Annotated in this window: 18 protein-coding genes; 16 read left to right on the top strand and 2 right to left on the bottom strand. The window is 46.3% G+C overall.

The window, feature by feature from the left end; all coding sequences use genetic code 11:
- The first annotated feature begins 44 nt into the window (after positions 1-44).
- The 11 genes from AC59JT_RS13545 to AC59JT_RS13495 all read left to right on the top strand — a co-directional run bounded on the left by AC59JT_RS13545 (position 45) and on the right by AC59JT_RS13495 (position 17,228).
- Positions 45-1,286, top strand: coding sequence for a PQQ-dependent sugar dehydrogenase (locus tag AC59JT_RS13545; RefSeq protein WP_497399761.1), 1,242 nt, complete (start codon positions 45-47; stop codon positions 1,284-1,286).
- 10 nt (positions 1,287-1,296) lie between these two features.
- Positions 1,297-2,067, top strand: a complete 771-nt coding sequence (locus AC59JT_RS13540) for an SDR family NAD(P)-dependent oxidoreductase (protein WP_497399759.1) — start codon at positions 1,297-1,299, stop codon at positions 2,065-2,067.
- 252 nt (positions 2,068-2,319) lie between these two features.
- Positions 2,320-3,117, top strand: coding sequence for a sterol desaturase family protein (locus tag AC59JT_RS13535; RefSeq protein ID WP_497399757.1), 798 nt, complete (start codon positions 2,320-2,322; stop codon positions 3,115-3,117).
- 313 nt (positions 3,118-3,430) lie between these two features.
- Positions 3,431-4,837 carry a glycoside hydrolase family 28 protein gene (locus AC59JT_RS13530; RefSeq protein WP_497399755.1) on the top strand — a complete coding sequence of 469 codons (1,407 nt, stop codon included), beginning with the start codon at positions 3,431-3,433 and terminating at the stop codon, positions 4,835-4,837.
- On the top strand, positions 4,834-5,823 hold the full coding sequence (locus AC59JT_RS13525) for a hypothetical protein (protein WP_497399753.1): 990 nt from the start codon (positions 4,834-4,836) through the stop codon (positions 5,821-5,823). The genes AC59JT_RS13530 and AC59JT_RS13525 overlap by 4 nt, the downstream gene beginning before the upstream one ends.
- A gap of 39 nt (positions 5,824-5,862) precedes the next feature.
- Complete coding sequence (locus tag AC59JT_RS13520) at positions 5,863-7,545, top strand: PQQ-dependent sugar dehydrogenase (RefSeq protein WP_497399751.1); 1,683 nt, start codon at positions 5,863-5,865, stop codon at positions 7,543-7,545.
- Between the two features lie 27 nt (positions 7,546-7,572).
- Positions 7,573-7,941: a hypothetical protein gene (locus AC59JT_RS13515; protein WP_497399749.1), complete on the top strand. Its 369-nt coding sequence runs from the start codon at positions 7,573-7,575 to the stop codon at positions 7,939-7,941.
- 172 nt (positions 7,942-8,113) lie between these two features.
- Positions 8,114-8,500: a response regulator transcription factor gene (locus tag AC59JT_RS13510; protein ID WP_497399747.1), complete on the top strand. Its 387-nt coding sequence runs from the start codon at positions 8,114-8,116 to the stop codon at positions 8,498-8,500.
- Between the two features lie 117 nt (positions 8,501-8,617).
- Positions 8,618-9,523: a lysophospholipid acyltransferase family protein gene (locus tag AC59JT_RS13505; RefSeq protein ID WP_497399745.1), complete on the top strand. Its 906-nt coding sequence runs from the start codon at positions 8,618-8,620 to the stop codon at positions 9,521-9,523.
- A 158-nt stretch (positions 9,524-9,681) separates the two neighbouring features.
- Entirely contained in the window at positions 9,682-16,539 is a 6,858-nt protein-coding gene (locus AC59JT_RS13500; protein WP_497399743.1) for an IPT/TIG domain-containing protein, read from the top strand.
- Positions 16,536-17,228 (top strand): hypothetical protein, encoded by a 693-nt coding sequence (locus AC59JT_RS13495; protein ID WP_497399741.1) that lies wholly within the window; start codon positions 16,536-16,538, stop codon positions 17,226-17,228. Before AC59JT_RS13500 ends, AC59JT_RS13495 begins: the two co-directional genes overlap by 4 nt.
- Here AC59JT_RS13495 and AC59JT_RS13490 read toward each other — a convergent pair.
- A complete protein-coding gene (locus tag AC59JT_RS13490; protein WP_497399739.1) occupies positions 17,225-17,671 on the bottom strand; it encodes a DoxX family protein in 447 nt (148 codons plus the stop codon). The two genes, AC59JT_RS13495 and AC59JT_RS13490, sit on opposite strands and share 4 nt — an antisense overlap.
- Positions 17,672-17,853: 182 nt before the next feature.
- On the opposite strand from AC59JT_RS13490, the gene AC59JT_RS13485 reads away from it, so the two are divergent.
- On the top strand, positions 17,854-18,738 hold the full coding sequence (locus AC59JT_RS13485; RefSeq protein WP_497399737.1) for a dienelactone hydrolase family protein: 885 nt from the start codon (positions 17,854-17,856) through the stop codon (positions 18,736-18,738).
- 154 nt (positions 18,739-18,892) lie between these two features.
- Positions 18,893-20,176, top strand: coding sequence for a sensor histidine kinase (locus AC59JT_RS13480; protein WP_497399735.1), 1,284 nt, complete (start codon positions 18,893-18,895; stop codon positions 20,174-20,176).
- A gap of 57 nt (positions 20,177-20,233) precedes the next feature.
- Here the strand turns inward: AC59JT_RS13480 and AC59JT_RS13475 are convergent, their stop codons facing one another.
- The gene (locus AC59JT_RS13475) at positions 20,234-20,563 is read right to left on the bottom strand and encodes a hypothetical protein (RefSeq protein WP_497399734.1); all 330 of its coding nucleotides are present in this window, start codon (positions 20,561-20,563) and stop codon (positions 20,234-20,236) included.
- A 200-nt stretch (positions 20,564-20,763) separates the two neighbouring features.
- Between AC59JT_RS13475 and AC59JT_RS13470 the strand changes: the two genes are divergently transcribed.
- The 3 genes from AC59JT_RS13470 to AC59JT_RS13460 all read left to right on the top strand — a co-directional run bounded on the left by AC59JT_RS13470 (position 20,764) and on the right by AC59JT_RS13460 (position 26,002).
- Entirely contained in the window at positions 20,764-22,125 is a 1,362-nt protein-coding gene (locus tag AC59JT_RS13470; RefSeq protein ID WP_497399732.1) for a S41 family peptidase, read from the top strand.
- Positions 22,126-22,288: 163 nt separating this feature from the next.
- A complete protein-coding gene (locus tag AC59JT_RS13465; RefSeq protein WP_497399730.1) occupies positions 22,289-24,703 on the top strand; it encodes an outer membrane beta-barrel family protein in 2,415 nt (804 codons plus the stop codon).
- Positions 24,704-24,817: 114 nt separating this feature from the next.
- A complete protein-coding gene (locus tag AC59JT_RS13460) occupies positions 24,818-26,002 on the top strand; it encodes a carboxypeptidase-like regulatory domain-containing protein (RefSeq protein ID WP_497399728.1) in 1,185 nt (394 codons plus the stop codon).
- Positions 26,003-26,005: the final 3 nt, after the last annotated feature.

Below are 26,005 nucleotides of genomic sequence, written 5' to 3'. Positions count from 1 at the left end.
AATGTCCCTGATTATTTGAACCAAATTTACCCTCTAAAAATCAAATGAATAAAAAATTAATATGGGCCGCCAGCAGTGTAGGTTTACTGCTTGGCCTGAGCGGTTTTATAGCCAATATGGGCCCGGGGCCGGTTAAAGCCGATCTGAAACTCCCACAAGGTTTTACCGCTACCATTGTTGCCGATTCGTTGGGCCCGGTTAGGCACCTGGCTGTTACCGCTAACGGCAGCATTTATACCAAAATGAATTCGTTACGCCGTACCAAAGGCATTATTTTCCTGGCGGATACCAATAATGACGGTCGTTTGGATAAGAAAACTGTTTTTGGCGATTATGCCGGTACCGATATCCGCCTGCATGGCCAGTACCTTTACGCTACATCAAACACGGGCGTTTTCCGCTATAAGCTGAATGCCAAACAGGAAGTAATCGACACCAACAACCCCGAAGTAATTGTACAGGGTTTGCTAGACAGGCAGCACGATAACTCAAAATCCATCGCTTTTGATGCGCAGAACAACCTGTATGTAACCATCGGTTCATGGTCTGACGCCTGCCGTCAGAAAGATTCGGGCGCGGGTATACCGGGCTGCCCGATATTGGATTCGGCAGGTGGTGTTTGGAAGTTTAAGGCTGATAAGCTTAACCAAACTTATAAAGATGGCGAGCACTTTGCCCGCGGCATTAAAAACGCGGTAGGTATCGACTTAAATCCCGTAACCAAAACTGTATTTGCTACGCAGCACGGCCGTGGTAATTTCCACGATAAATTCCCGCAATTCACGGCCAAGCAAAGCGCCGAAATGCCTGCCGAAACCGTTTACGAATTAAAAGCGGGTTTAGACGCCGGCTGGCCTTTTGTTTACTATGATCCTTTCCAAAAGAAAAACATACAGGCACCCGAGTATGGTGGCGATGGCAAAGCCGTAGGCGATGCTAAATATGCACAGCCAGCCATAGTTTTCCCGGCGCACTATGCACCAAATGATCTGTTGTTTTATACCGGTAACCTGTTCCCTAAACGTTACAAAAACGGAGTTTTTGTGGTGTTTCATGGTCAGTCGGGTTCGCCAAAAAAAGGTTACATGATAGGCTTTGTACCATTTGTTAATGGTAAACCATCTGGTCCGTGGGAGCTATTTGCTGATAACTTTACGGGTCAGGATCTTGATCATCCTACAGGTCCGTTAAAATATCGCCCTATGGGTCTTTCGCAAGGTGCCGATGGTGCATTATATGTGTCTGACGACTTAAAAGGTGCTATATTTAGGATAGCTTATAAATAAGCGTTAGCTAATGAATTTCGACAATAAAATAGCGATAGTAACAGGGGCGGGCCAGGGCATAGGCTTTGAAATATGCCGACTGCTGGCCGCCCATGGTGCTACTGTTTTATTGAACGATGCCGACGCCAAACTGGCTAAAAAAGCCGCCGCCCGCATAAACGACCTGGACAAAGGCTATTGCCTGCCTTGCGTAGGTGATGCCGCCAACGTGGATTTTATCAACGAAATGGTGAACGTAGCCATTAACAATTGGGGCCGCATAGATATTGTTATTGCCAATGCAGGCATTACCCTATTCGGCGATTTTGCCACTTATACGCCCGAAGCGTTTAATAAAGTGCTGCAGCTTAATTTGGGCGGTACTTTTTTCCTGGCGCAAGCCGCATCAAACCAAATGAAAAAACAGGCCGAAGGCGGGACATTGCTGTTCATGTCGTCGGTAGTAGGGCACCAGGCGCTTAAAAGTTTGGCCGCCTATGCCATGACCAAAGCCGCTATAGAAATGCTGGCCAAAAACCTGGTTATCGAGCTATCATCCCACAAAATAAACATAAACACCGTAGCTCCCGGCGCCACCCTTACCGAGCGCACCATGCAGGAGGCTGATTACGAAAAAGTATGGTCGGAGATAACGCCAACCGGTCGCCCGGCTTTTGTGAGCGATATTGCTAATACGGTATTGTTTTTAGTATCTGACGAAGCCAAACACATTACCGGCCAAAGCCTGATTGTTGATGGTGGCTGGACGAGTGTGAGTGTGCTGCCGAAGGGGATAAAGTGACCCCTTCTGACCTCCCCAAAGGGGAGGAGGAATGGTGGCGTACCAACCCAGCATGTCATCCCGAGCGTAGCGTGGGGATCCCCGAGCGCTTGTTAATCGGCTGCTTGGATACCTATCTCACGGGGATTATTAATATTGTTATTTGTTTTTCAATGGTATTAATGAGCTCCCTACGGTCGGTTTCCTACGCTCGTTCCTCGCTCGTAATGACGTAGAAGTTTGAAACCTCACTCAAATCCCTGATATTTGGATATGCAGCAAAGCCTCAATGACTTCCTGAAAATACTCACCGTAACATCCGCCAGGTATTTAATAATAGCAGGTGCGGCATTCCTGCTTTGTTATGTGTTGTTCAGCAAATGGCTAAGCCCGTCAAAAATACAGGGCCGCGATGCGGCGCGTAAGGATTTTGTGCGCGAGATATTGTATTCGCTGCAAACTACGCTTGTGTTTGCCGTAATAGCTTACATCGTATTTTATACTCCGGTAAGAGGCATCACCCAATTTTATACTGATGTTAACCAATACCCACGCTGGTGGTTATATGCCAGCGTGCCACTAAGCCTGGTAGTGCACGATACTTATTTTTACTGGATGCATCGCACACTGCATCATCCCAGGCTATTTAAACACACGCATCTGGTGCATCATCAATCTGTTACACCTTCGCCCTGGGCATCATATTCTTTCCATTTTTTTGAAGCCTGGACAGAAGGACTGGTACTGGTGGTCATCGCCATTATTATGCCTATGCACCCCATAGCCATCGGTTTATTTGTGCTGATAGGTTTTGTGATAAATGTTTACGGGCATTTGGGTTATGAGATAGCACCCAAATGGCTGCGCAAAACGCCGATATTTGAACTCACTAATACATCTGTTCACCATAACTTACACCACCGCAAGTTTAACGGCAACTATGGCCTGTATTTCCGCTTTTGGGATAGGGTGATGGGTACAGAGCACCCCGATTATGTAAAGGAATATGATAAAGTGCAGGCGAAGAGGGAGCAGGGGAAGGGTGCGGAGCTGGAATTACAATCCGAGTAAACTAAAAAACGCGTCATTGCGAGGAACGAAGCAATCTCTTCACACGCAAGTCAATGTCCGGCGTTTTCAGGAAGTACGCCTTCCCTATTACTCCTCATAATGGAATGTCCTACGCAGAGATTGCTTCGTACCTCGCAATGACGTATTCGGTTAGATGGAAACGTTTGCGTAAATAAATACCTCACCCTCAGCTAAATTTCAAGCTTTTGAACCTACTTTAGCCCCTGCAAACCAATTTGTGCCGGGCTTTACAGCGTAGCAATTTTTTATGAACAAAATTTTTAGGACCTGCGTTATTGCGACGGTTTTTACGATGACTACTTTGGCGGCTGCCGCTAAAGATTATATGGCCGATTTTTTCGGTATCAAGGCTGATGGCGTGACTTTAAATACGCGTGCCATACAGTTTGGTATTGATCATATCAGCAAAAATGGAGGTGGTGTGTTGGTTTTCCCTGCGGGGAAATATTTAACCGGGTGCATTCACTTCAAATCAAACGTTAAAATTAAGTTGGATGAAGGGGCGGTTTTGTTAGGGTCGGTTAATCCTTTAGATTACGACCGGCAAGATACGCCCTTTGATCACAATTTCAGCACATCGTTGGCCCTTATACTGGGGCTTAACGCGCAAAATATAGGCATCATTGGCAAAGGCACTATTGACGGGCAGGGTAAGGAACTGGCCGCCGCCGTGGGCCAACTGGTAAAAAAGGGATTAATTGTCGACAAGTCGGTGAGCCGGCCGGATGAGGATAAACGGCCGATGCTCATCAACCTGTTCGGCTGCGAGGATGTGGTTATCAAAAACATCACCCTTAAAAATTCTTCATGCTGGACGGAGTGTTACAACCAATGCAAAAATGTAGTGGTGGATAGCATTACAGTGCAAAGCCGCGCCTTTTGGAACAACGACGGCATTGACATTGTAGACTGCGACAATTTTAAAGTAACCAACTCTAACTTTAACTGCAGCGACGACGGCATTTGCCTCAAATCATTAGTACCGGATAAGCTCAACCAAAACATCCTTATCCAAAACAATAGCATGACCACCGAGGCCAGCGGCATTAAATTCGGCACGGCATCGTTGGGTGGTTTTAAAAACATCCGCATTATTAATAATAAGGTGTTTGATACCTACCGCTCGGCCATTGCCTTAGAGGCGGTTGACGGCGCGGTGATAGATAATATTGAGGTTGATGGCATAGAAGGTATTAACATTGGCAACGGCATATTTTTACGTGCGGGTAAACGTAAAGGCGCTCGCCTGGGTGTGGTGAATAATGTGCGCATTAGCAATGTAAACGTAAGCATCCGCGAAGAAAAGAATCCGCTAAAAGCCATGCCTGCCGTAGTTATTGCCGGATTGCCGGGGCAATTGATTGATAACATCAGCCTAAAAAATATTAACATGAAACTGCCCGGCGGGGCCGATAAAGCGAATGCTAAAATATCTATCGCTAATTTGAAGGATATCCCCGAAAAGGAAAACAGCTACCCCGAGTACTCTATGTTTGGCGAGCTGCCTGCCTGGGGTGCCTACATTCGCCACGCGCGAAATGTGAAGTTTGACGGGTTGACATTGACCGCTGCCAAGGTAGATTTCAGGACGGCCATAGTATTGGACGATGCCGACAAAACCACCTTTAAAAAACTAACCGTAAAGGAGCCTCAAAGTAAAACCAAAATATTTACCGCTAACCCTACCACTGCCAAATGAAAACACTGAAACACTTTGCCCTTGCCGTAGCGGCAATTGCTATTGGCTACACAGCCAAGGCCCAAACTGTTGATAAACCATCGCCCGAGGTATTGCCCGGCGAAGGCATCAAGAAGTATGATTTCTTTTACGCAGGCGAAGCCAAGGCCCGCAACATGTACATTGTAAAAAATGGAAAAATAACCTGGCAGTATATTGATACTACCGGCCGTGGCGAGATAAGCGACGCGGTGCTGATGGCTAATGGCAATGTTTTATTTGCCCATCAGTATGGTATTACGCTGATTGACAAAGACAAAAAAGTGCTGTGGCATTACGATGCGCCGAGCGGTTTTGAAACTCACACCGCCCAGATGATAGGTAAGGATAGGGTAGTGTTTGTACAAAACGGAAACCCTGCCAAAGTATTTGTTACCAATATTAAGACCAACACGGTTGAAAAAGAATTTGTGCTGCCCTTTAAAAGCGGTACGCACGGGCAGATACGTCACGCTCGGTTAACCAAGGCCGGTACCTTGCTGATAGCCCACATGGACCTGGGTAAGGTTAACGAGTATGATGTAGATGGTAAAATTCTGCGAAGTATTGACGCCCCCGGTGCCTGGAGCGGTGTGGAACTAAAAAACGGTAACGTATTAATTGCCAGTAACGGCCGCTATGTGCGCGAAGTAGATAAAGCCGGAAATATAGTTTGGGATTACGACCTGAAAGCCCTGCCGGATTATAAAATAGCGCCGCAGGTTGCGTTACGTTTACCTAACGGGAATGTATTAGTAAATAGCTGGTTTAACCAATGGGACGGCCCTAAAGCCGGCGACCCGAAACAAACCGTACAAGCCATTGAAGTAACGCCTGATAAGAAAATTGTATGGGCCCTGCGCTCATGGGATGCGCCGCTAAACCTGGGCCCGGCAACCATCATCCAGTTGTTGAATGATCCGAATAATGATACTTACGCGAAGGCTTATTTCGGTAATATCAAATAAACTATATTTATGGCTTTAAATAAGCCCTCATCCAATACCATGAAAGTACCTTACGTTAAATCGTTATTTGCCGCATCGCTGTTGCTGGCCGCCTCTACTTTATGCGCTCTGAACAAACCACAGGACGAGCTGCCTAACGCAGGCCTCACCACCCCGCAAGGTTTTAAAGCGGTAAAACTGATAGAAGGCATAGGCAAGGCCCGCCACCTGATAGTGACGCCCAAAGGCAATATTTATGTGCGCCTGGCCCGTACGGTAAACAACCAGGGTACCTTAATGCTGCGCGAAAGTGATGGTAAGGCTACCGTAAAAAGTGGTTTCGGCGATTATGGTGGTACGGGAGTGCAGTTGTATAAAGGCTTTTTGTATGTGGCCTCAAACTCGGCTGTTTTTAGGTATAAGGTTGATGCGAATGAGGAGGTGATAAGCCCCTTCGCGCCCGAGACCATTGTTACCGGCCTGGTAGATAAAGGTACGCACGAAACCAAATCCATCATGATGGATAACGTTGGCAATATGTACATCCCAATAGGATGCCCGTCAAACTCCTGCCAGGTGGAGGACAGGAAGCGTGGCTCATTAGGTCAGCCGGGTTGCCCGCTGTTGCAAACCGCGGGCGGTGTATGGCAATTTAAACCCGATAAACACAACCAAACCTATGCCGATGGTTTACGCTTTGCTACCGGCCTGCGCAACGTAGTAGCGGTAGACTGGAACAAGCAAACCAATCAACTCTACGTAATGCAGCACGGCCGCGACCAGCTCGACAACCTGTTCCCGGCGATGTATGATAACAAGCAAAATGCCGAGAACCCTGCAGAGTGCATGTACGCCCTCAAAAAAGGCGACAACGCGGGCTGGCCGTTTATCTATTACGATCGTTTCCAGAAGAAAAAGATCCAGGCCCCCGAGTACGGCGGCGACGGCAAAAAAGAAGGTAGCTCGGAGTATATTGACCCTGTAGCTGCTTTCCCGGCGCACATGGCCCCTAATGATATTTTGTTTTACACCGGCAACCAGTTTCCGGCTAAATATAAAAATGGCGCGTTCGTAGCCTTCCACGGTTCATGGAACCGCGGACCTGAGCCACAGGCGGGTTATTACGTAGTTTTTCAGCCGTTTAAAGATGGTAAACCAAGCGGCGATTGGGAAGTTTTTGCCGATGGTTTCTCGGGTTCGCCTGAGAAAACGGCTTCAGGCCGGGCAGATCATCGCCCATGTGGCTTGGCGCAGGGGCCTGATGGCTCATTATACGTAACGGATGATGTTAAAGGTGCCATTTACAAAATAACTTACAGTGGCGGCAATACCGCTGTTAAGACGGGAGCAAATGCATCGCCTGTTAAAACCATTAAGCCTATAAAAGCGGTCGCCAACGTGCCTGCGGCTATTAAGAAATCGTTTGACGCGGGCGCTTTGGTTTACAAACAAAACTGCGTTACCTGCCACATGGCCGACGGTGGCGGCGTACAAAACCTGAACGCCCCATTGGTTAAAACCACTTTTGTACTGGGCGATAAAACGCGTTTGATCAACATACTGCTTAAAGGCATGCAAAACGTAGAGGTTAACGGCGAAAAATACAGCAATGTAATGCCGCCGCACAGCCATTTAAGCAACGCGCAAATAGCTAATGTGCTTACTTATGTTCGCAATAGTTTCGGTAACAAGGCAGGCGCGGTTTCGGTAACCGAGGTTGCCGCGGTGCGGGCGAAGAAATAATCGCGTTAGCAAAAAAATATACTACCTATGCAGGTTATTTATAACTTGCAACAAATGGAAGAATATTGGAACCAGTTTATTGAATGGCTCACCGAATTGGGCGAAAAGCACGAGGTTAACCCGCTGCTGCTGGGCTGCCTTTACCTTGTAAGCAAAGTGAGTATGGTAACTTTTTTGGGTTTCGTGGTGAGAAATTTGCGCGCCAAAAAGCCTTATATGATACTGTTGCTTTGCGCCTGCGTGAGTTTTTGCGTGCCGTATACGTATATTATTATTGCCGGTAAAAATATCCCGCTATGGGTTTACGGTTTTATGGCCCTGGTGTTTATCTATGGCGGCTACACCATTTGGAAAACCATTAACAAGAAACAGGAACAGGTTGATGTGATTGCTTAAGCCACATCAAGCATACAAAATAATAAAGCCCGGGCCACACAATCCCGGGCTTTTGCAATTTTATAGTTGATTGTTTTTAAAGTGTGAGGCTTTTATTGATGACAAGACAGCTTAAAATCGAAAACGTTGCATATTCCGGATAAATTGGTATTGAAATTGCATTAACTATTTTATGAAACGGAACGTGCTTGTAATTGAAGATGAACCCATCATTGGCGAGATGATGAGCATTATGCTGGAGATAGAAGGCTACCGGGTGATCAGTTTAGATGATACCGGGCTGGCACGCCGTAAACTACACGATAAAGAGGTTGACCTGGTAATGCTGGATCTGAACCTGAAAGGTAAAGAAAACGGCCAATCCATGTGTACCTACATCAAAGGGCATGACGAGTTGAAGCATATACCCGTAATACTGGTATCAGCCAATGTTGACCTGGAAAGCATCATGATAGAATGTGGCGCTAATGATATGATCGCAAAACCATTCGACATGAACTTCTTCATCAACAAAGTGCGCAGCTATTCCAACCACGACGGAGAAAGCCTTTCGGCTTGATACGTTTTACACTTATGTGACCATTTTTGAATACAGCACCGCCCATTATGACGGAGCCGTTACTTTTTTTATTCCTCTTTTCAATTGCTTTGCCTCTACATCGCTATTGAAAAATTTATGTTTAAAAAAGTACTCTCTAAACTCTCGTTGGGGCTGCTTTACCTGTTATCGCTGCTCCCTTTTGCAGTGCTTTACCGCATTGCCGACTTTATTTATTTTTTGCTCGCCCGCGTGTTTAAATACCGGCATAAGGTGATTTATGAAAACCTGCTCAACGCCTTCCCCGAAAAAACCGAACATGAGCGTATGGATATTGAACAACGCTATTACCGCTACATGGCCGATCTGCTGGTAGAAACTGTGAAACTCTTCTCTATCTCGCAAAGCGAAGTTACCGAGCGTGTGCGTGTAGTAAACAGCGAGTTTATACAACATGCTTTTGACCAAGGTAAAAGCGTAATAGGCGTGCTGGGCCATTATGGCAACTGGGAAATGAATGCCCTGCGCTTTAGCCAATTGTTTAAGCAGAAACGTATTATTGTTTACAAACCCTTATCAAACACGGTGTTTAACAGGGCCGTTGTTAAAATGCGGTCGCGTTTTGGGGCCACGTTGGTGAGTATGAAAAACACCATGCGCAAGCTCATCGAATACAAAAACGAACCAACGGTTACAGTTTTGGTGGGCGATCAAACCCCGGCCAGGCCCGAGATCCAGTATTTCACCAATTTCTTGAATCAGCCCACAGCGGTGTTTTTAGGCGCCGAAAAACTGGCCAGGTATACCGACAGCGTAGTGGTGTTTTGCGATATCCGTCGCGAGCGCCGCGGACATTATACCTGTACGTTTGTACCGCTGTTCGATCATCCTAAGGAGACACAAGGGCATGAAATTACCGACACCCATGTGCATTACTTGGAAGATGTCATCCGCCAGGAGCCCGAACTATGGTTATGGTCGCACCGCAGGTGGAAATTTAAACCCGAGGATGTTGGCTATACCGACGGCATGGTGGCCGCGTGATACTTTGTAAAAGGAGCTGCATTTTGCGGTTCCTTTTGTTTTAAGGCGGTTTTTGTAAACACATCATTACAAAACCGCAATTGCGTAAACCACTTTTATTGGCTATAATTGAGGCTAACAGGCTTTGTTTACAATAGGCAATGCCGCCTTATCACATTATGAAAAAAGTATTGTTGTTTTTAAGCTGCCTGGCTTATTGTTGCGCGGTTTATGCGCAGGCGCCGGTTATAAGTTACAGCAGCCCTCAAAAATTATATGTAGGCAAAGCGGTAACCATAACACCCGTTAATACGGGTGGTGTTGTGCCGGTACAAATTAACCCGCGGGCAACGTTTTACTTAGCCACCAATGTTTCATCTACCAACTATTTTGTGAAGGGGCCATCCGGCGAGATCTACTCTTTTAATAATTTAACGCTTTCCCGTGTTGCTACAGATGGTACTGTAACAATTATTGCGGGCGCGGGCAACACCAGGGGATCTGTTGACGGCACCGGCCCTGCTGCATCATTGCTGGAGATAAGCGGTATGGTAATTGATGCTGCCGGTAACATTTATTTAGCCGAAAGTAATTATGCCGATGGCGGTAATTGTAAAATACGTAAAGTAACACCGGCAGGTGTTGTTACCACTATAGCAAAAAACCTGTTTGGTGTAGGCGCGATAACCATGGGCGGCGATGGTTTTATATACCTGATTAACGGACAGGGTATTTTAAAATTCGCCACAGATGGTACGTATACTAAGGTTATTGATCCGTTGCCGAAGATAACCAATTCGCCGCGTGAGATAAGAAGTATAGCTGTTGATAAGACCGGAATTATTTATGTAACCGATTATTGGCAACACCAGGTTTTAAAAATAACGCAGGACGGTACAGTTTCAACACTGGCAGGTTCAACATTTGGTAACGTTGATGCTGTGGGTACGGCGGCTAAAATTTCGTACCCGTCAGGCCTTGCACTTGATAGTAAGAACAATTTATGGGTTGCCGAAGACGCTTTCTTCAGCATGAGGAAGATAAGCACCACTGACGGAAAGGTTACCACGGTTGCCAACGGGATGGTTTATGATGAGAATAACCGGTCGCGGTCATTTCATATCCCAAGTAGTGTGATCATTGACAGTGAGGATAATTTGCTGTTTAGCTGGGGTAGCGCTTACTATAAACTTAGCACCGAAGGTTACAGCATTTCTGAGCAGTTACCTCAAGGCTTGTTGTTTGGCCCTGATGGCAGTATAACAGGTACGCCAGAAATCCTCGCAACCGCTAAAGAATATACTGTTAAGGCTACTAACACGGCGGGTGTAAGCGCTGCCAAAATAAGTATTGAAGTGGTGGTACCGGCTGAGCCACCCACCATAACAAGTTTCACCCCTACATCAGTTGTCAGAGGCGCCACCATCAATATCACCGGTACTAATTTTTTAAATACAACTAATGTAACGGTCGGCGGTAAAAAGGCTAATTTTTATATCATGTCTTCTACCGCTTTACAGGCAATTATACCCCCTGATGGGGTATCGGGTGATGTAGTGGTTACCAACCCTTACGGCACAGCAACTATGGGTGGATATGTTTTAATACCTCCGCCGGTTATTACTTCGGCAAGCCCGTTAAGCGGTGGTAAAGGCGCGGTAATAACTGTTAAGGGTACTAACTTTAATAACGTTACCGGCGCAAACGTTGGTGATTACTATGCCTTTTATAAAATTATATCTGATACTGAAATAGAAGTAACGCTACGCGAGGGTGGTACCGGTAATATCAGTGTTTATGGCCCGGCGGGCAATTCGTCTTTCCCGGGGTTTACTTACATAAAAGCGCCAACGTTTACATCCCTTTCGCCCGCAACGGCTATGGCTGGTGCTACATTAGTTATTAAAGGCGCTGATCTGGACAATGCCACTTCGGTAAAAATAGGTGGCGTTGAAGCTACTTCATTTACCGTAGTTAATTCAACCACCATTAATGCCATAGTGCCGGTAGCCAAATCGGGCGCTATAACAATTACCACACCCGGGGGGACTGTTAGCGGCGGAAACTTTTACTTTATAGCTGCCCCGCAAATTACCCGGGTAACCAATCTTAAAGCCGGTATAGGCGCTTCTGTATATATTTACGGTACTGATATGGCTTACGGAACAGTATCTGTAACTATTGGCGGGGTGCCGGCTACGCTTATTTACACCTCGGGCGAATACATAGCCGCCAATGTTGGTGTGGGCGCAACCTCGGGCGATATTAAGGTAACTACATCGGCCGGTACGGCCACATTCCCGGGCTTTATTTTGGTTAACGAACCAAAAGTTATATCATTTAGCCCCATTGAGGCCGCCGCCGGCGAACATGTTATGATCACAGGCAGCAATTTTGAAGAAACCGCCCAGGTAAGTTTTGGCAATTATCCCGCCGTGTTTACCATCGTATCGCCAACCTCGATTGACGCCGTTGTTGGCCAGGGCGCAACAGGCAGTGTTATTGTACGTTCTGCGGGTGGCACCGGCAGTTTAGCTGGCTTTAATTACAAGGGCGCGTCTGTGCTTTCGTTTTCGCCGCTTACGGCAAGTACAGGGCAAACCGTAACTATTACCGGCAATAATTTTACAGGTGCTACCGAGGTGCTGTTTGGTACAGCCAAAGCCCGTTCATTCAGCATCATATCAAATACCGAAATACGCGCCGTAGTGGGTGATGGTGTTTCGGGTGCTGTAACGGTAAACACGCCGTTAGGTAAGGGCGCCTTGAGCGGGTTCACCTACCTGGGGCCAAATGCAACCTCAATCAGCCCGTCTTTTGCAGGGCCGCTCACCACATCGCCCCTTATTATAACCGGCACTAACTTTACAGGTACAACATCGGTAAAATTGGGCGGTATCGAAGTGCCTTTTACCGTTGTTGGTGCAAATACCATAAGCGTTACGGCGCCTATAACTACCGCCGCATCCGGCGAAGTGCAGATAACTGCTCCGCAAGGCATATTTAAAGGGCTTTTATTCACCTGGGTGCCTGCTCCGGTTATCACATCGGTAAGCCCTATGGGGCAAAAAGCGGGCGGGCAGGTGGTGATAACCGGTAGCAACTTTTTAGGTGTAACCGGTGTTAAGTTTGGAGGCGTTGCCGCCCAGTATTTTTTAACCAACAGCACAACCAGTATCACAGCAGCTGTTGGCACGGGTGCATCCGGCAGCATATCGGTAAGTACAGTAGGCGGTACAACAGCTATAGATGGATTTGTATATAATTCGCCAACCATAACATCATTTAGCCCGGCGGCGGCTGGTGCGGGGCAAACAGTCACCATTACCGGCAGCAATTTGGGCGATGTGCAATCTGTTAAATTTTATAACGTAAACGCGGCCTCGTTTACCATCACATCGGCCAACGAAATTAAGGCTGTGGTTGGCAGTGGTGCCAGCGGCTACATCAATATTACCAGCCCTGCCGGTACCGCAACGCGCGATGGTTTTACTTTTGTTGAGCAACCTGTATTGTATGGCAGCACGCCGCTTAAAGGTGGTACCGGTACCGAAATTACTATAGGCGGCTGGCAGCTAAGCAGTGCAACAGGTGTTACTATTGGCGGGGTTGCGGCGCAAATAATCAGCATAAATAATTCGGGAATAAAAGTTAAGGCACCGGCTAATGCCAGTGGCGCAATTAAAATACAAACCCCCGTGGGCGAGTTTAGTAAAGACTCGTTTACCTGGCTTGCGCCGCCTGTTATTATAGGCATAAGCCCGGCTACCAGCAACAACCAGGATACGGTAGTTATAAATGGGTCTAATTTTGCCGATATACAGTTTGTTAAATTTGGCGGTATGTATGCTTCATACTGGTTGGTATCGTCAACCGCAATAAAGGCGGTAAATATGAGTGGCGGTACCGGCGACGTATCTGTAGGTACATTAGGTGGCAGCACAACTTTTACGGGTTACACCTTTATACCCCCACCTACTATCAGCAATTTTAGTACAACCGGCGAAGGTTTAACGGCATCAACGCTGATTACCGGTACAAATTTTAACAACGTAACCGAGGTTAAATTGGGCGGTGTGCAGGCAGCTTCATATACCGTTAACAGCCCAACATCAATTACCGCCAAACCCGGTGCCGGTGCAACCAGTGGCCAGGTAAGCGTAAAAACAACCGGCGGCACGGTTAGCCGCCCGGGTTACCTGTTGTATAACCCACCGTTTATAAGCTCGTTTGCACCTGTAAGCGCCGCGCCGGGAACAGTAATTACTATTACCGGTAAAAATTTTAATACGGTGGCTGCTAAAAACGTGGTACACTTTGGCGTTATAAAAGCCGAGGTTAAAAGCGCGACCGCTACTACGCTTGAGGTTATAGCGCCGGCAAACGCCAACGGGCTTTTATCTGTAGTTAATGTTGATAGGGGGCTTTCGTGCTACTCAAACTTGACGTTTAATCCACTAAGCCCGGCTTTGGTAAAGAGTTACAGCAACAAGCTGGAAATTAATTTTAGCAGTAGCCTTAACGGGTTTGTATTGAGCGATTTTAATGAAGATGGCAAGCCCGACCTGTTAGTGTCAAAAAATGATTCCCTGTTCATATTGCAAAACACCGATGGCATATTGAACCGCTCATCGTTTAGTAAAAGAATCCACTTAAATACCGGCAATGGCCGCACGGCAGTGGCTATGGCTGTAGGCGACCTGGACGGCGATGGCAGGGACGATATTGTGATAAGTTTATATCAAAGCGTTGGTTTTCTGCGCAACACATCAACCAATGGTAATATATCATTTGCACCGGTTGAAGTGATTGAAAATTTATCCGGGCAGGATGAATTAGCTTTACGCGATATTGATATGGACGGCAGGCCCGACCTGGTAATGAAAAATTACGGAACGCCCGGCTTTTCAATGAATACCACTGTAAACGGGCAGATAAGTTTTGGCCCAGCCTTTGGCTTGTATTACTCAGGCTTTGGTAGCAACATGTCGGGCATTGTTACCGATATTGATGGCGACGGCAAACCCGATGCGTTATACGGCACCTCATACAGAGGGATAGTAGTGTGGCAGAATAATGCCATCCCTACCCAGCTTACAGACCAATCTTTTACAAACACCCAATACACAATTTCGGGCTACAACATTTACGCCAACGAAGTACAATCGGCCGATTTTGATGGCGATGGAAAAGTTGATATCATATTTGGGCAAACCGGTGATCCGTATCTCATCCAGCGTAATATTTCAAGCGCAGGCTCGGCCACTTCCGGCTCGTTCTCGCCCATTACGCAAATTAGTGTTAACAGTATGAACGGCCTTAATTTGCGGGATGTTGACGGCGATGGCAAAACAGATCTGTTAACAGCATATCCCGGTTCGGTAGCCGCATACTTTAATACCTCTGCCAGCGGAAATATACAGTTTAACGGCGGCGGCACAATTGTTACAGCCAATAAGCCTAACGACTATTATGTTAACCTCATTGTAAACGATCTGGATACCGATGGAAAGCCCGATCTGGCCGTGTTGGATATGTACAACAACAAAATAATCATATTCCATAACGGCCCCAAAACACCGCCGCAAATAACCGGTATAACGCCTAATGCCGCTCCGCAGAATGGCGAGATAACCATACTGGGTAAATACCTTACAGGTACTACCGAAGTTAAACTGGGCAGTAAATTAGCCAAGTCGTTCGCTGTATTAAGTGATGAATCGATCAAAGTGATCATAGGCGATGGTGAAACAGGGGCTGTTGCCGTAAAAACGCCGGATGGTATAGCCACCTACAATACTTTCACCTACATAAACGGGCCGATTGTAAAACAAACGCCTGTAGTAAGTTTTGCCCCACTTGCGGCACGTACTTATGGCGATGCCGATTTTACCTTGACCGCAACAAGCACCAACGCAGGTATACCGGTAACTTTTAGTGTTGATAAGCCCGAAGTGGCTACCATTAGCCAGGGTAAACTGCATATACTAAAAGGGGGCACGGTTAATATTACTGCCGCCCAGGCCGGCGATTATTTATATGAACCGGCTGCAACGGTTGTGCAAACGCTTACTATAAATAAGGCGCCGCTTACCGTAAAAGTTAATGATCAAACCCGGTTTGCAGGCGCGCCTAACCCTGTATTTACCGTAGCATACACAGGCTTTGTAAATGCCGACACCGAATTAATGCTAAGCACTTTACCGGTGGTTACCACTACGGCCAACGCTTCGAGCGCGGCAGGCGAGTATCAGCTTACAGCATCGCAAGGCATATCGGCCAATTATAGTTTAAACTACCAAGCCGGTAAGCTTACGGTATTGCCTGCTAAAAATAATTTTAAAGTTGCAATTACCGATGTTAGCTGCCGCGGACAAAATAACGGAGCCATTAACATCAACGCAACGCAAGGGGCAAGCTATACGGCAATAATTACGGGTGCTGTAAATAAAACCTTAACGTTTACGAATATGCTGGCGGTTGATAATTTGCCTGCAGGTAGTTACAATTTATGTATATCAGATGCTGCCTTACCGGGCTATAAGCAATGTTTTGACCTGGTAGTTTCGCAACCTAAGGACCTGGCCGTATATACCACGGTTGATAGAGAAAAAGGCGCGGTTAATATATCTTTAAATGGTGGTTCAACTTATCAAATAAAGCTAAACGGGGTGCTACACACAACCAGCAATAGCAATATAACCCTGGCACTGGGCAATGGGTCGAACACACTGGTTATTACTACCGATAAGGCTTGCCAGGGAGTAGTGCAGGAAATTATTAATTACTCGGGCAATACAGCGCCTTATCCAAGCCCTTTTGTTGATGAGCTATACATAAACCTTGGCGAAGCTTTGGTTAAAAACGCGGAAGTAAAAATATATAGCGTAGCCGATGGCGGACTTAAGTTTACCGAGGCTTTTAAAAATAGCAGGGGGGTAATGAAGTTAAACGTAGCTAAACTTAATATGGGCGTTTATTCGCTGCACTTAAATATTAATGGCAAGGAAATGGTTTATAAGATCGTAAAAAAATGAGGAAGATATTAGCATCAATTATAGTGTGCGCGCTGGTTTGGGCAGGTTGTGGGTCGAAAAAGAATGATGAGCCCGGGCCTGTACCCACCAAACCGGTGTTGCTAACGCCCGCGCAAAATGAAGTGTGTACCCAGGGCACCACAATATCGGCCACCGAAAGCAGCGTAAACCTGCAATGGAAGCCGGCTGATAATGCGGATAGCTACGATATTGCCGTAAAAAATCTTGAAACAGGGACTATATTAACCCAGAGTACTACGGCTACGCAAATAACCGTAACCTTAAAAAAGAATACGCCTTACTCATGGGGAGTATTGGCCAAATCAAGCCAAAGCAGTAACCAGGCACCCAGCGATGTGTGGAAGTTTTACAATGCAGGGCCGGGTGCTGTAAATTACGCGCCCTTCCCGGCCGATGTACTGGCACCCGAACCGGGGCAAACAGTGACCGCCACCGCCGGAAAAATTAATTTAAGCTGGAGCGCCATAGATGTTGACAACGATTTGATGAACTACGATGTTTACCTTGACATGGTGTCAACCCCCGCCATATTGCAGGCAGGCGTTACGCAGCAGGCATTGCAAAATGTTACCGTACAAAGTGGCAAAGTATACTATTGGAAAGTAATAAGCCGCGATGCCAAAGGCAATACCTCCGACTCGGGCATTTATAGCTTTAAAGTAAACTAGAACGATGATTTGGCAATGCTGTTATCCAGGCTCCAACGGTATTCTGATAACGTTGCCAGTAAAAATGAGCCGGCACTAACTGCAAATACCGAGTAATTGAACGGTGCCTTATAACCCATCGTCAACATCATCGCGACAGCAAAAACCAACGTTAGCAAGCCGCTGCCAAGTGCTGCCAAACGGGTTTTATAACCGATGATGAGCATAAGGCCAAACAAGGCTTCGGCTATGGTGGCCAACAGGCCCAGGGCATCGCTTAGGGAGCGGGGAAGTACCGGCATTAATACATAACAATAATCTAAAAACGATTGCCAGTTGCCCCAGGCGGTGTTCGCGGTTCTGGCGGGGCCGGTTAGGCCTAATCTGTCGGCAACGGCAAATAAAAAGCCGAGGGCGATGGCAACGCGTAGGTACAATTGAGCGTAATGGTTGTAGTTTTTCATCAGGATAGTTTTATTGATGCTAGCAAAGTTAAGCGCCGGGCGCAAGTAAAAAGTTAATCAGGATTAAGAAATTGATAGCTGTTCGGCTTGCTTAACAAACTATCTGTGTAGCTATACTGTTACGTTAAGGCTTGGCAAACCCATATGCCTATCATTATATTTGAGTAAAACAGATAAACCACATGAGCCAGATCAAAAAAGAAGACATTAAACAGGAAGTGTTTGACCTATACGATGCTTACGCGCATAACCGCCTGGAGCGCCGCGTATTTATTGAAAAACTTTCGGCGTATGCCGTTGGCGGTATCACGGTGCCTGCCTTAATGAGTTTTTTAATGCCCGATTACCAGCAGGTGCAGGTAAAAACGGATGATCCGCGTGTTAAATCGGGCTATATAAATTACCCAGCGCCGAAAGGTGGAAAAACCATTAAGGGCCTGCTGTCAAAACCTGCGGATGCCAAAGGCAAGTTGGGCGGCGTAATTGTGGTGCACGAAAACCGCGGCTTGAACCCTTATATTGAAGATGTTGGCCGTCGTACAGCACTGGCCGGCTTTATATCATTGGCACCCGATGCGCTTACCCCGCTGGGTGGCTATCCGGGCAACGACGACGAGGGCCGCACCATGCAGGCTAAACGCGATATGAAAGAAATGCAGGAAGATTTTATTGCTGCTTACGAATACCTGAAAGCCCACCCCGATTGTAATGGTAAAGTGGGCGTAGTGGGCTTCTGTTTTGGCGGCGGTATAGCCAACATGATGGCTGTACGCGTGCCCGACCTGGCGGCCGCAGTTCCTTTTTACGGCGGACAGCCCGCTGTTACCGATGTGCCTAAAATAAACGCGCCGCTAATGCTGCACTACGCATCGTTAGATACCCGTATAACCGACGGCTGGCCCGCTTATGAAGCTGCGCTAAAAGCCAACAACAAAAAATACCAGGCCTTTATTTACGAAGGAGCTAATCATGGTTTCCATAACGATACCACGCCGCGTTATGATAAAGCTGCAGCTGAATTGGCGTGGAAGCGGACGGTGGACTTTTTTAAAGAAAATTTGAAGTAGTGGATATGGTTTTAAAATAAAAAGGCCCCTGGTTGATATATCAGGGGCCTTTTTATTTTAATTATTTCCAAATTTTACAACCTTTAAGCAAATTATTGCGTAATGTATAAAAGTACGGCTACCCGCTAATTTTTGCTACCACCATACTACCCCTATGATAACAAAGTTGAAAGAGTTTTGGATCAAACTAATAGGCAACTCTGCCGACTTTAAGCTGGAGAACCGCATATTCCACTCCATCATTATCTGCACGTTGTTGGTATGCGTTTTTTATATCCCGTATAATTTTTTTGCGGGGATGTATGTAGCGGCCGTATCATGCATATTGTTTAGTGCTTTCTTTTCCTACCAGTACTACCACTCACGTTTACATCACAGGCCCTACAGTACATTAGCCTTCGGTATTACGGGGCTGCTTATATTTTCGGTAAACTTTTTTGCCAACTCAGGTATTCATGGCTCAACAGATATTATCTGGCCGGGGTATTTGCTACTGGTATTTGCCATATCGCCATACAAACAGCACGGTTACTGGCTGGCTACTTATGTAATTTGCTTTTTTGTACTTCACATCATAGCCTATCAACATCCCGAACTGGTAAAGTATCCGTTCAACATAGGTAAAGGTCAGCTTATTGATAGGATAACCGCTTTCCCCCTGCCGGTTATCGCGGTGTTTATTGTGATAAAATACATCCGCCAAAGCCACGATAAAGAACGGGTTATTGCCGAGGATAAAGCCGGGCAGTTGGAGAAAAGTAATTTGGAAAAGGACAAGCTCATGTCCATCGTCTCGCATGATATGCGTGCGCCGCTGATCAACATACAGGGCTATTTGCAATTACTACAGGAGCACGAATTGGAAAGCGGGCAGCGGGTAATGATAGAACGGGAGTTGCTGATGGCCACTAATAGTACGATGGATATGCTCACCAATTTGCTGCAATGGTCCAAATCGCAAATGGAAGGACCATCCATTAATTTAAGGCAAATTTATTTATTGGCCACCATACAAAGCACGTTGGATATGGGTGTAACGCAGGCCATCAAAAAAGAAATAACCTTAAGTTATCGTATCGATCCGCACTTGGAGGTAACCGCCGATACGGATATGCTGCAACTGGTGGTGCGCAACCTGTTGAGCAATGCCATAAAGTTTACCCCACAAGGGGGCAGTATTAATGTAAGCGCACAGCAGGTGCAAAACGAATGCAAAATTATAGTGGCCGATAATGGTAAAGGCATCCAGAATGAGCAGCAGGGAAAAATATTTTCGATAAATACACAGCCGGGCCTGGGTACCAATAACGAAAAAGGCGTGGGCCTGGGGCTGCTCTTATGCAAGGAGTTTATTGAACGGCAGGGCGGCCGCATTGGCTTTGAAAGCGTATTTGGCCGGGGATCGAGCTTTTTTGTTTTTATCCCGACAGGAGAGTAAAAGTATTACAGTAAAAAAAGCCCCCGGTTTAAAATGGGGGCTTTTTTATGTTGAGGTTTAGGCTATTTGTTTGGGTTTGCTCAGTTTGCCAACCACGTAATGAATGCCTAGTGCCAACAGCGTCCAATAAAAAGCGAAGCCGATCAGGAAGAATGGTGGCGGGGTATCTGGGTCTTGACGCAGGAAATCGATAAACGGCAGCAATGGACCCATTAATATTATTTTGATGGGCGACAGGATATTTGATACCAAAGATTGCCAGCCGGCTTGTGAAGCAGTGCCTAATAAAGCTTCGGGGCGTTGATCCAGTAAAGCGCCGGTACCCATTAAAAAAGCAAATGCGAAAAACAGGAACAAGGCGATGAATTTGATGCGGGAAAGTTTCATATCTGTAAAAATTAAAATCAACAATAAAAAGTACTTTGTATTTCAAAGTTAAGTAGATGAAATGAATTGGCGAAATATTTTTTGATATATTTTTTTATGCCGTAGGCTGATGTTTTGTAACATCAATAGGCCGCATTTGTATGAACAGTGCAGTACGATTATATTTACTGCAAATAATAACCGATTTATTCTTTATCCCAATGAAATTTAACCCGATCAAACGGTCGTGCGGCATACTATGTGGCGCAGTGGCCTTGTTGTTAAGCAACCTCCCAACTTTTGCTCAAACGGTAAACGATGCCGACAGGCATGCCATTGTCACCAAATTGAGCGACCGGCTGGTTGAGGTATATCCATTCCCCGAAATAAGCGCTAAATACAAAGCGGCCTTAACTAAATTTGAGGCAGAGGGTCGCTATAATAATTTATCTGAAAGCGAACTGGCTTCGCGCCTTACCGAAGACCTGCGCAAAACGCATAAGGATGTGCATTTACGTGTATCGCGCAGCGCGCCTAGTAATGGTGGCGGCAGGGGACCGCAAGGCCCTAACAACTCCGACCAAAGAGCCAATTATGGTTATAAAAAAGTGGAGATAGACGGCGCTACGTCAACAGCCTACATCCAGATACCGGGCCCGTTCCTGGCATCGCAGGAAGCGTTTGAGATGGCTGCTTCGAGCATGGGTATGGCGGCTTATAGCAAATATGTTATCCTGGATATCCGTAGCAATGGCGGTGGCAGCGGGCATATGGGCCGTTTCCTGGCTTCGTATTTTTATGGCGCGGGGCGCGAACAATATTACTTGAACGGTTTTTATAAAGACCGCAAGCGCGATGAGCAGGAGTGGACCTATTCATACGTTCCGGGCAAGCGCATGCCTAATGCCAAGGTTTATATTTTGGTTAACAGGGGAACAGCCTCGGCATCTGAAGGCTTGGCTTATGCTATGCAGAAACTGAAACGTGCCACCATTGTGGGCGACACTACTGCCGGTGCAGGTATCGCAGGTGGTAACGTATCATTAGGCAACAATCTGCAAGTATTTATGCCGATTAAAATGGTGGTAGGCCCCAACAGCACCGAAGGCTGGGAAGGCACAGGCGTTTACCCTGATGTAGCTACCGGTAAAGTAGATGCGCTGGAAGCTACCCGCAAGCTGATATTAAAAGATATCATCCAAAACACAACCGATACCGTGCAGAAAGCAGCCGCGCAATGGGTAATTGATAACGATGCCCTGGCTACCAACACCGCAGTAAACCTTAAAAGCAAATACGGCGAACTGATCGGTAAGTACACCAATAACATCACCGTTACTTTTGAAAAAGGCAATTTGCTTTGGAACCGCGTTGAACCCGATAAACCGGTTGAAAGCTACCCGATGAAAGAACTTAAAAACGATGTATTGGTAATAGTAGGCTTGAACGCCAATATTGGTCCTAACGTGTCACGTGTGTATGTTAACCGCGATGCTAAAGGCAAAATGGAAAGTGTAACACGTAAAACGTTGCTGGGCAATGGTACCGTATCTTCGGGCACGGGGCCGTTAAAAAAGTTGTAAATTTTTTTTGCTGACAGAAAAGCCTCAATCATACTGATTTGGGGCTTTTCTGTTTTTATATCGGGTTGTGTGATAAAATATTATGCCATGTTCCATGTAATATTTTAGTACTGGGTGTAACATAGTACGTCGTGATGTAGTCAAAGAGCAAAACGAACACACCATGAAACGTAAAATCACACTAATACTATTGCTTTGCCTGTTTGGTATATACACCACGATGGCCCAAGGCACTGTGCCGGGTAGCTCGATTAAGGGCCGCCTAATTGATTCGCTAACGCGAAAACCGGTTGAATTTGTAACGGTAGCCCTAAAAAGCACCAATGCGCAGTACCTTAAAACGGTAGTAAGCAAAGCTGATGGCTCATTTGTTTTAAATGATGTAAAGGCCGGGCAATCTGCCATTAACTTTATCCTGCTGGGTTATGCCGGTAAAACTATAAATGTATCGCCCGATGGCCTTAGGCCGCTTGACCTTGGTGAGGTGATAATGAACCCATCAAGCACACAAATGAAAACGGTTGCCATTAATGCCGCCCGCCCCTTAATTAAACAGGAAGCCGACCGCCTGGCCTACGACATACAGGCCGACCCCGCCAGCAAGTTTAACAACGTGCTGGAAATGATGCGCAAGGTACCTTTGTTATCTGTCGACGCTGAAGACAATATTCAGCTAAGCGGAAGCCCGGCCTACCGTATTTTTATCAACGGTAAACCATCCAGTTTACTGGAGCGTAATGCTAAGGATGTATTGAAAAGCATGCCTGCATCCACCATCCAAAAAATTGAGGTGATAACCACGCCATCTTCCAAATATGATGCAGAGGGTCTGGCCGGTATCATCAATATCATCACCAACAAAACTATTGACGATGGCTATAACGGCAACATCAGCTTGAACGAGCGCTTCCCTACAGGTGGCCCCTCTATTGGCGCATCGGTTACCACTAAGGCGGGTAAGTTGGGGGTATCGGCATTTGGTGGGGGCAGTTTATCAAATTCGCCGTTAACAAGCAATGATGTTTTGCGCAACAGCAAGGGCTCGCCCATATCAACCTTAACTCAAAACGGTAGCCGCGAAAGTGATAACAAAAATGCCTACCTGGGTTTGGAGATAAGTTATGAGCTGGATTCGCTTAACCTGCTATCGGGCCAGTTTAACCTGAATGGTGGCCGGGGCGATGGCCGGTCTTCACAAAATTCGGTTTTGCGTAGCGGTAGCACAGTTGCCCAGCAGTACGACCTGATGAACAATAACGATAACAACGGCAGCGGTGCCGATGTGGCGCTTAACTACCAGAAAGCTTATCGACGCAATAAAAACCAGATCACAACTTTTTCTTATCGCTATTATGGCTTTACCAATAAACAAAATGCCGACCAGGTTTTTAATAACCGCATAGCTTACCCGCTGCCTAACTTCCGCCAGGCTAACGAAAGCGATATGAGCGAACACACCGCCCAAATTGACCACGTGCAACCGGTGAAGAAACTTAACATTGAAGCCGGGGCCAAAGTTATTGTGCGCTATAACGAAAGCGATTTTCAATACCTGGCCCAGGACGGATCAGGCAATTATGTGGCCGATCCTGCCAAAACCAACACGTTTAATAACAGGCAAATTGTTTCGGCTGCTTATAATTCATACCAGTACGGTATCAAAACCTGGTCGTTAAAAGCGGGTGTGCGGGTAGAGAATACCGATATATCAGCCGACTTTTTAACCACCAATTCGCAGGTGTCGCAAAATTATTTTAGCGTAGTGCCTTCGGTGGCCATCAGCAAGCGCTTTAAGCGTACCGGCCTTAGCTTTGGCTGGAACCAGCGTATCCAGCGTCCGGGTATTAATCAACTCAACCCGTTTGTGGATAGGACAAACCCGTTGTTCGAAACCTCGGGTAACCCTGATCTGCGCCCTACCAAAGGTAATCAGCTACGCTTAGCGTTTGATTGGTCGGCCAAGGGAAGCTTATTTGTAAGCTTAAATTATAACTGGATAGAGGGCCTTATTTTCCCGATATCAGACTATAACGAAACCACCAACATTACCCGCACCCGTTTTGAAAATAGCGGTACTGCAAAGGCCCTGGGCGGTAACATCAACTTTAACTACCCTTTAACCCCAATATGGAGTGTTAGCCTAAACGGCAGCCTTATGCATGGCTGGGCAACCGGCATAAGCAACGGGCAGCCTATAAAAAACCATGGGTTTATGTTTAATGCCAACCTGGCCTCGAACGTGCGTATAGCTAATGGCTGGCGTGCCGGTGTTAACGTGTATGTAAATGGTGGCCAGCTTACTGTTCAACAGCAATCAAACGCTTATGCCAGTACCGCGCTTAACCTGAGCAAGGATATTGTTAAAGATAAGCTAACGTTCTCGGCCTTTACCAATAATCCCTTCAGCCGTTACCGTACTAATGTTACCAATTCGTTCGGGCCAAATTTTGACCAGTTAAGCCGCGATCAGCAAAACTTTAGCTCGTATGGTGGGTCGCTTACCTATAAATTCGGGAAACTGAAAGAAGCGATCAAGAAGAATAAAAGGGGTATAAGTAATGATGATGTGAGTAATTAGTAACCAGTTAAATTGTGAATTGAATAAAAGCTTCGGAGAGATCCGGGGCTTTTTTGTTTTCGGGGGCCAATGCAGTTAAAATAGTATATTTGATATACCTGATGCCTCATCTTTATGAAAGCCATTTTTAAATTCCTGCTTTTTATATGCCTGGTGACGGTGTCCTGTTTTGCCTGGGCACAGCAACAGTACAAAATATCCGGCAGGGTAAGCAACCAAAAAGGCGAAGTACTAAAAAATGCCACCGTTTTTATTGGCGGCACACAGTGGATAAAAGCAGCGGATGATGAGGGGCGATTTGAGTTTAGCGGCATAGCCCCCGGCGCGTTTAAGCTAACCGTTAAAATGCTGGGTTACGAGCCATTAACCTATGATGTATTGCTTAAAGGCACCTCGCTTTATTTTGAAATGAAGCTACAGCCAAAGGTGATAGACTTAAAAGAGGTGCGCATAGGCAGCGACAGGAACTGGTATAAAAACTTTGAGTTGTTTAAGCAATATTTCCTTGGCAGATCGGCCAATGCCCGGCAGTGTGTTATTTTAAATCCTAAGATCATCAACTTCAGCACCCGTAAAGGTGTTTTGCTGGCGGATGCCGATGATTTTTTGATCATTGAAAATAAACGACTGGGTTACCGCATCCGTTACCTGCTGCAAAACTTTGAGCTTAACTTAACAGATCATGTAACCAATTACAGCGGCGAGTTTGGGTTTGAAGAAATAGCCGGCACTGATAAACAAAAGAAGGAATGGGCAAAGAATCGTGCCGATACTTACAGGGGCTCGTTCAAGCACTTTTTACGTACAGCGTATGCTGATAACAGCGTGGAAAATGGTTTTTTGGTGCGCCCTTTATTTGGCTATGCAACCATGAAACAGGATAGCCTAACGCTTGATCGCTATCGCCTGATGGTTGTAGACACGGCGCTGAGTTTTGACTCGTTGCGCAGCGTTATCGACGATAATTTTATATCGCTTAAGTTTGACCAGCTGTATATCATTTATAACCCTAAAAAAGCATTAAGCTACCAGTTGGAGACGCTAAAAAAGCCGCTAAGAAAAGCTCGCAGAAGCATTGTGCTGGATCTTGACGCTTCACAATTAAAACTATCCGCCCCGGAAGCGATCATCGACGAAAAAGGCAACTATACCAATCCACGAACATTTTTTATTAAAGGCCGTTGGGCAGATGCCCGTATGGGCGATGAATTGCCGGTAGATTATAAGCCGCCGTTCCCCGAAATAAGGCGCGGCGATGACCCGGTTAACAGGGCCATCGCCGCGGGATTTTATAAATAGTAC

The organism is Mucilaginibacter sp. A3364 (assembly GCF_059690715.1).
Note: the sequence above shows the minus strand (reverse complement) of the source record. Positions and strands in the feature narration are given on the sequence as shown.

Coding starts and splice junctions, on each gene's coding strand:
- AC59JT_RS13475 (WP_497399734.1), bottom strand. CDS start 20,563: ATGAAACTTTCCCGCATCAAATTCATCGCCTTGTTCCTGTTTTTCGCA.
- AC59JT_RS13510 (WP_497399747.1), top strand. CDS start 8,114: ATGAAACGGAACGTGCTTGTAATTGAAGATGAACCCATCATTGGCGAG.
- AC59JT_RS13525 (WP_497399753.1), top strand. CDS start 4,834: ATGAAAACACTGAAACACTTTGCCCTTGCCGTAGCGGCAATTGCTATT.
- AC59JT_RS13505 (WP_497399745.1), top strand. CDS start 8,618: ATGTTTAAAAAAGTACTCTCTAAACTCTCGTTGGGGCTGCTTTACCTG.
- AC59JT_RS13500 (WP_497399743.1), top strand. CDS start 9,682: ATGAAAAAAGTATTGTTGTTTTTAAGCTGCCTGGCTTATTGTTGCGCG.
- AC59JT_RS13545 (WP_497399761.1), top strand. CDS start 45: ATGAATAAAAAATTAATATGGGCCGCCAGCAGTGTAGGTTTACTGCTT.
- AC59JT_RS13495 (WP_497399741.1), top strand. CDS start 16,536: ATGAGGAAGATATTAGCATCAATTATAGTGTGCGCGCTGGTTTGGGCA.
- AC59JT_RS13540 (WP_497399759.1), top strand. CDS start 1,297: ATGAATTTCGACAATAAAATAGCGATAGTAACAGGGGCGGGCCAGGGC.
- AC59JT_RS13520 (WP_497399751.1), top strand. CDS start 5,863: ATGAAAGTACCTTACGTTAAATCGTTATTTGCCGCATCGCTGTTGCTG.
- AC59JT_RS13460 (WP_497399728.1), top strand. CDS start 24,818: ATGAAAGCCATTTTTAAATTCCTGCTTTTTATATGCCTGGTGACGGTG.
- AC59JT_RS13515 (WP_497399749.1), top strand. CDS start 7,573: ATGCAGGTTATTTATAACTTGCAACAAATGGAAGAATATTGGAACCAG.
- AC59JT_RS13470 (WP_497399732.1), top strand. CDS start 20,764: ATGAAATTTAACCCGATCAAACGGTCGTGCGGCATACTATGTGGCGCA.
- AC59JT_RS13530 (WP_497399755.1), top strand. CDS start 3,431: ATGACTACTTTGGCGGCTGCCGCTAAAGATTATATGGCCGATTTTTTC.
- AC59JT_RS13480 (WP_497399735.1), top strand. CDS start 18,893: ATGATAACAAAGTTGAAAGAGTTTTGGATCAAACTAATAGGCAACTCT.
- AC59JT_RS13485 (WP_497399737.1), top strand. CDS start 17,854: ATGAGCCAGATCAAAAAAGAAGACATTAAACAGGAAGTGTTTGACCTA.
- AC59JT_RS13465 (WP_497399730.1), top strand. CDS start 22,289: ATGAAACGTAAAATCACACTAATACTATTGCTTTGCCTGTTTGGTATA.
- AC59JT_RS13490 (WP_497399739.1), bottom strand. CDS start 17,671: ATGAAAAACTACAACCATTACGCTCAATTGTACCTACGCGTTGCCATC.
- AC59JT_RS13535 (WP_497399757.1), top strand. CDS start 2,320: ATGCAGCAAAGCCTCAATGACTTCCTGAAAATACTCACCGTAACATCC.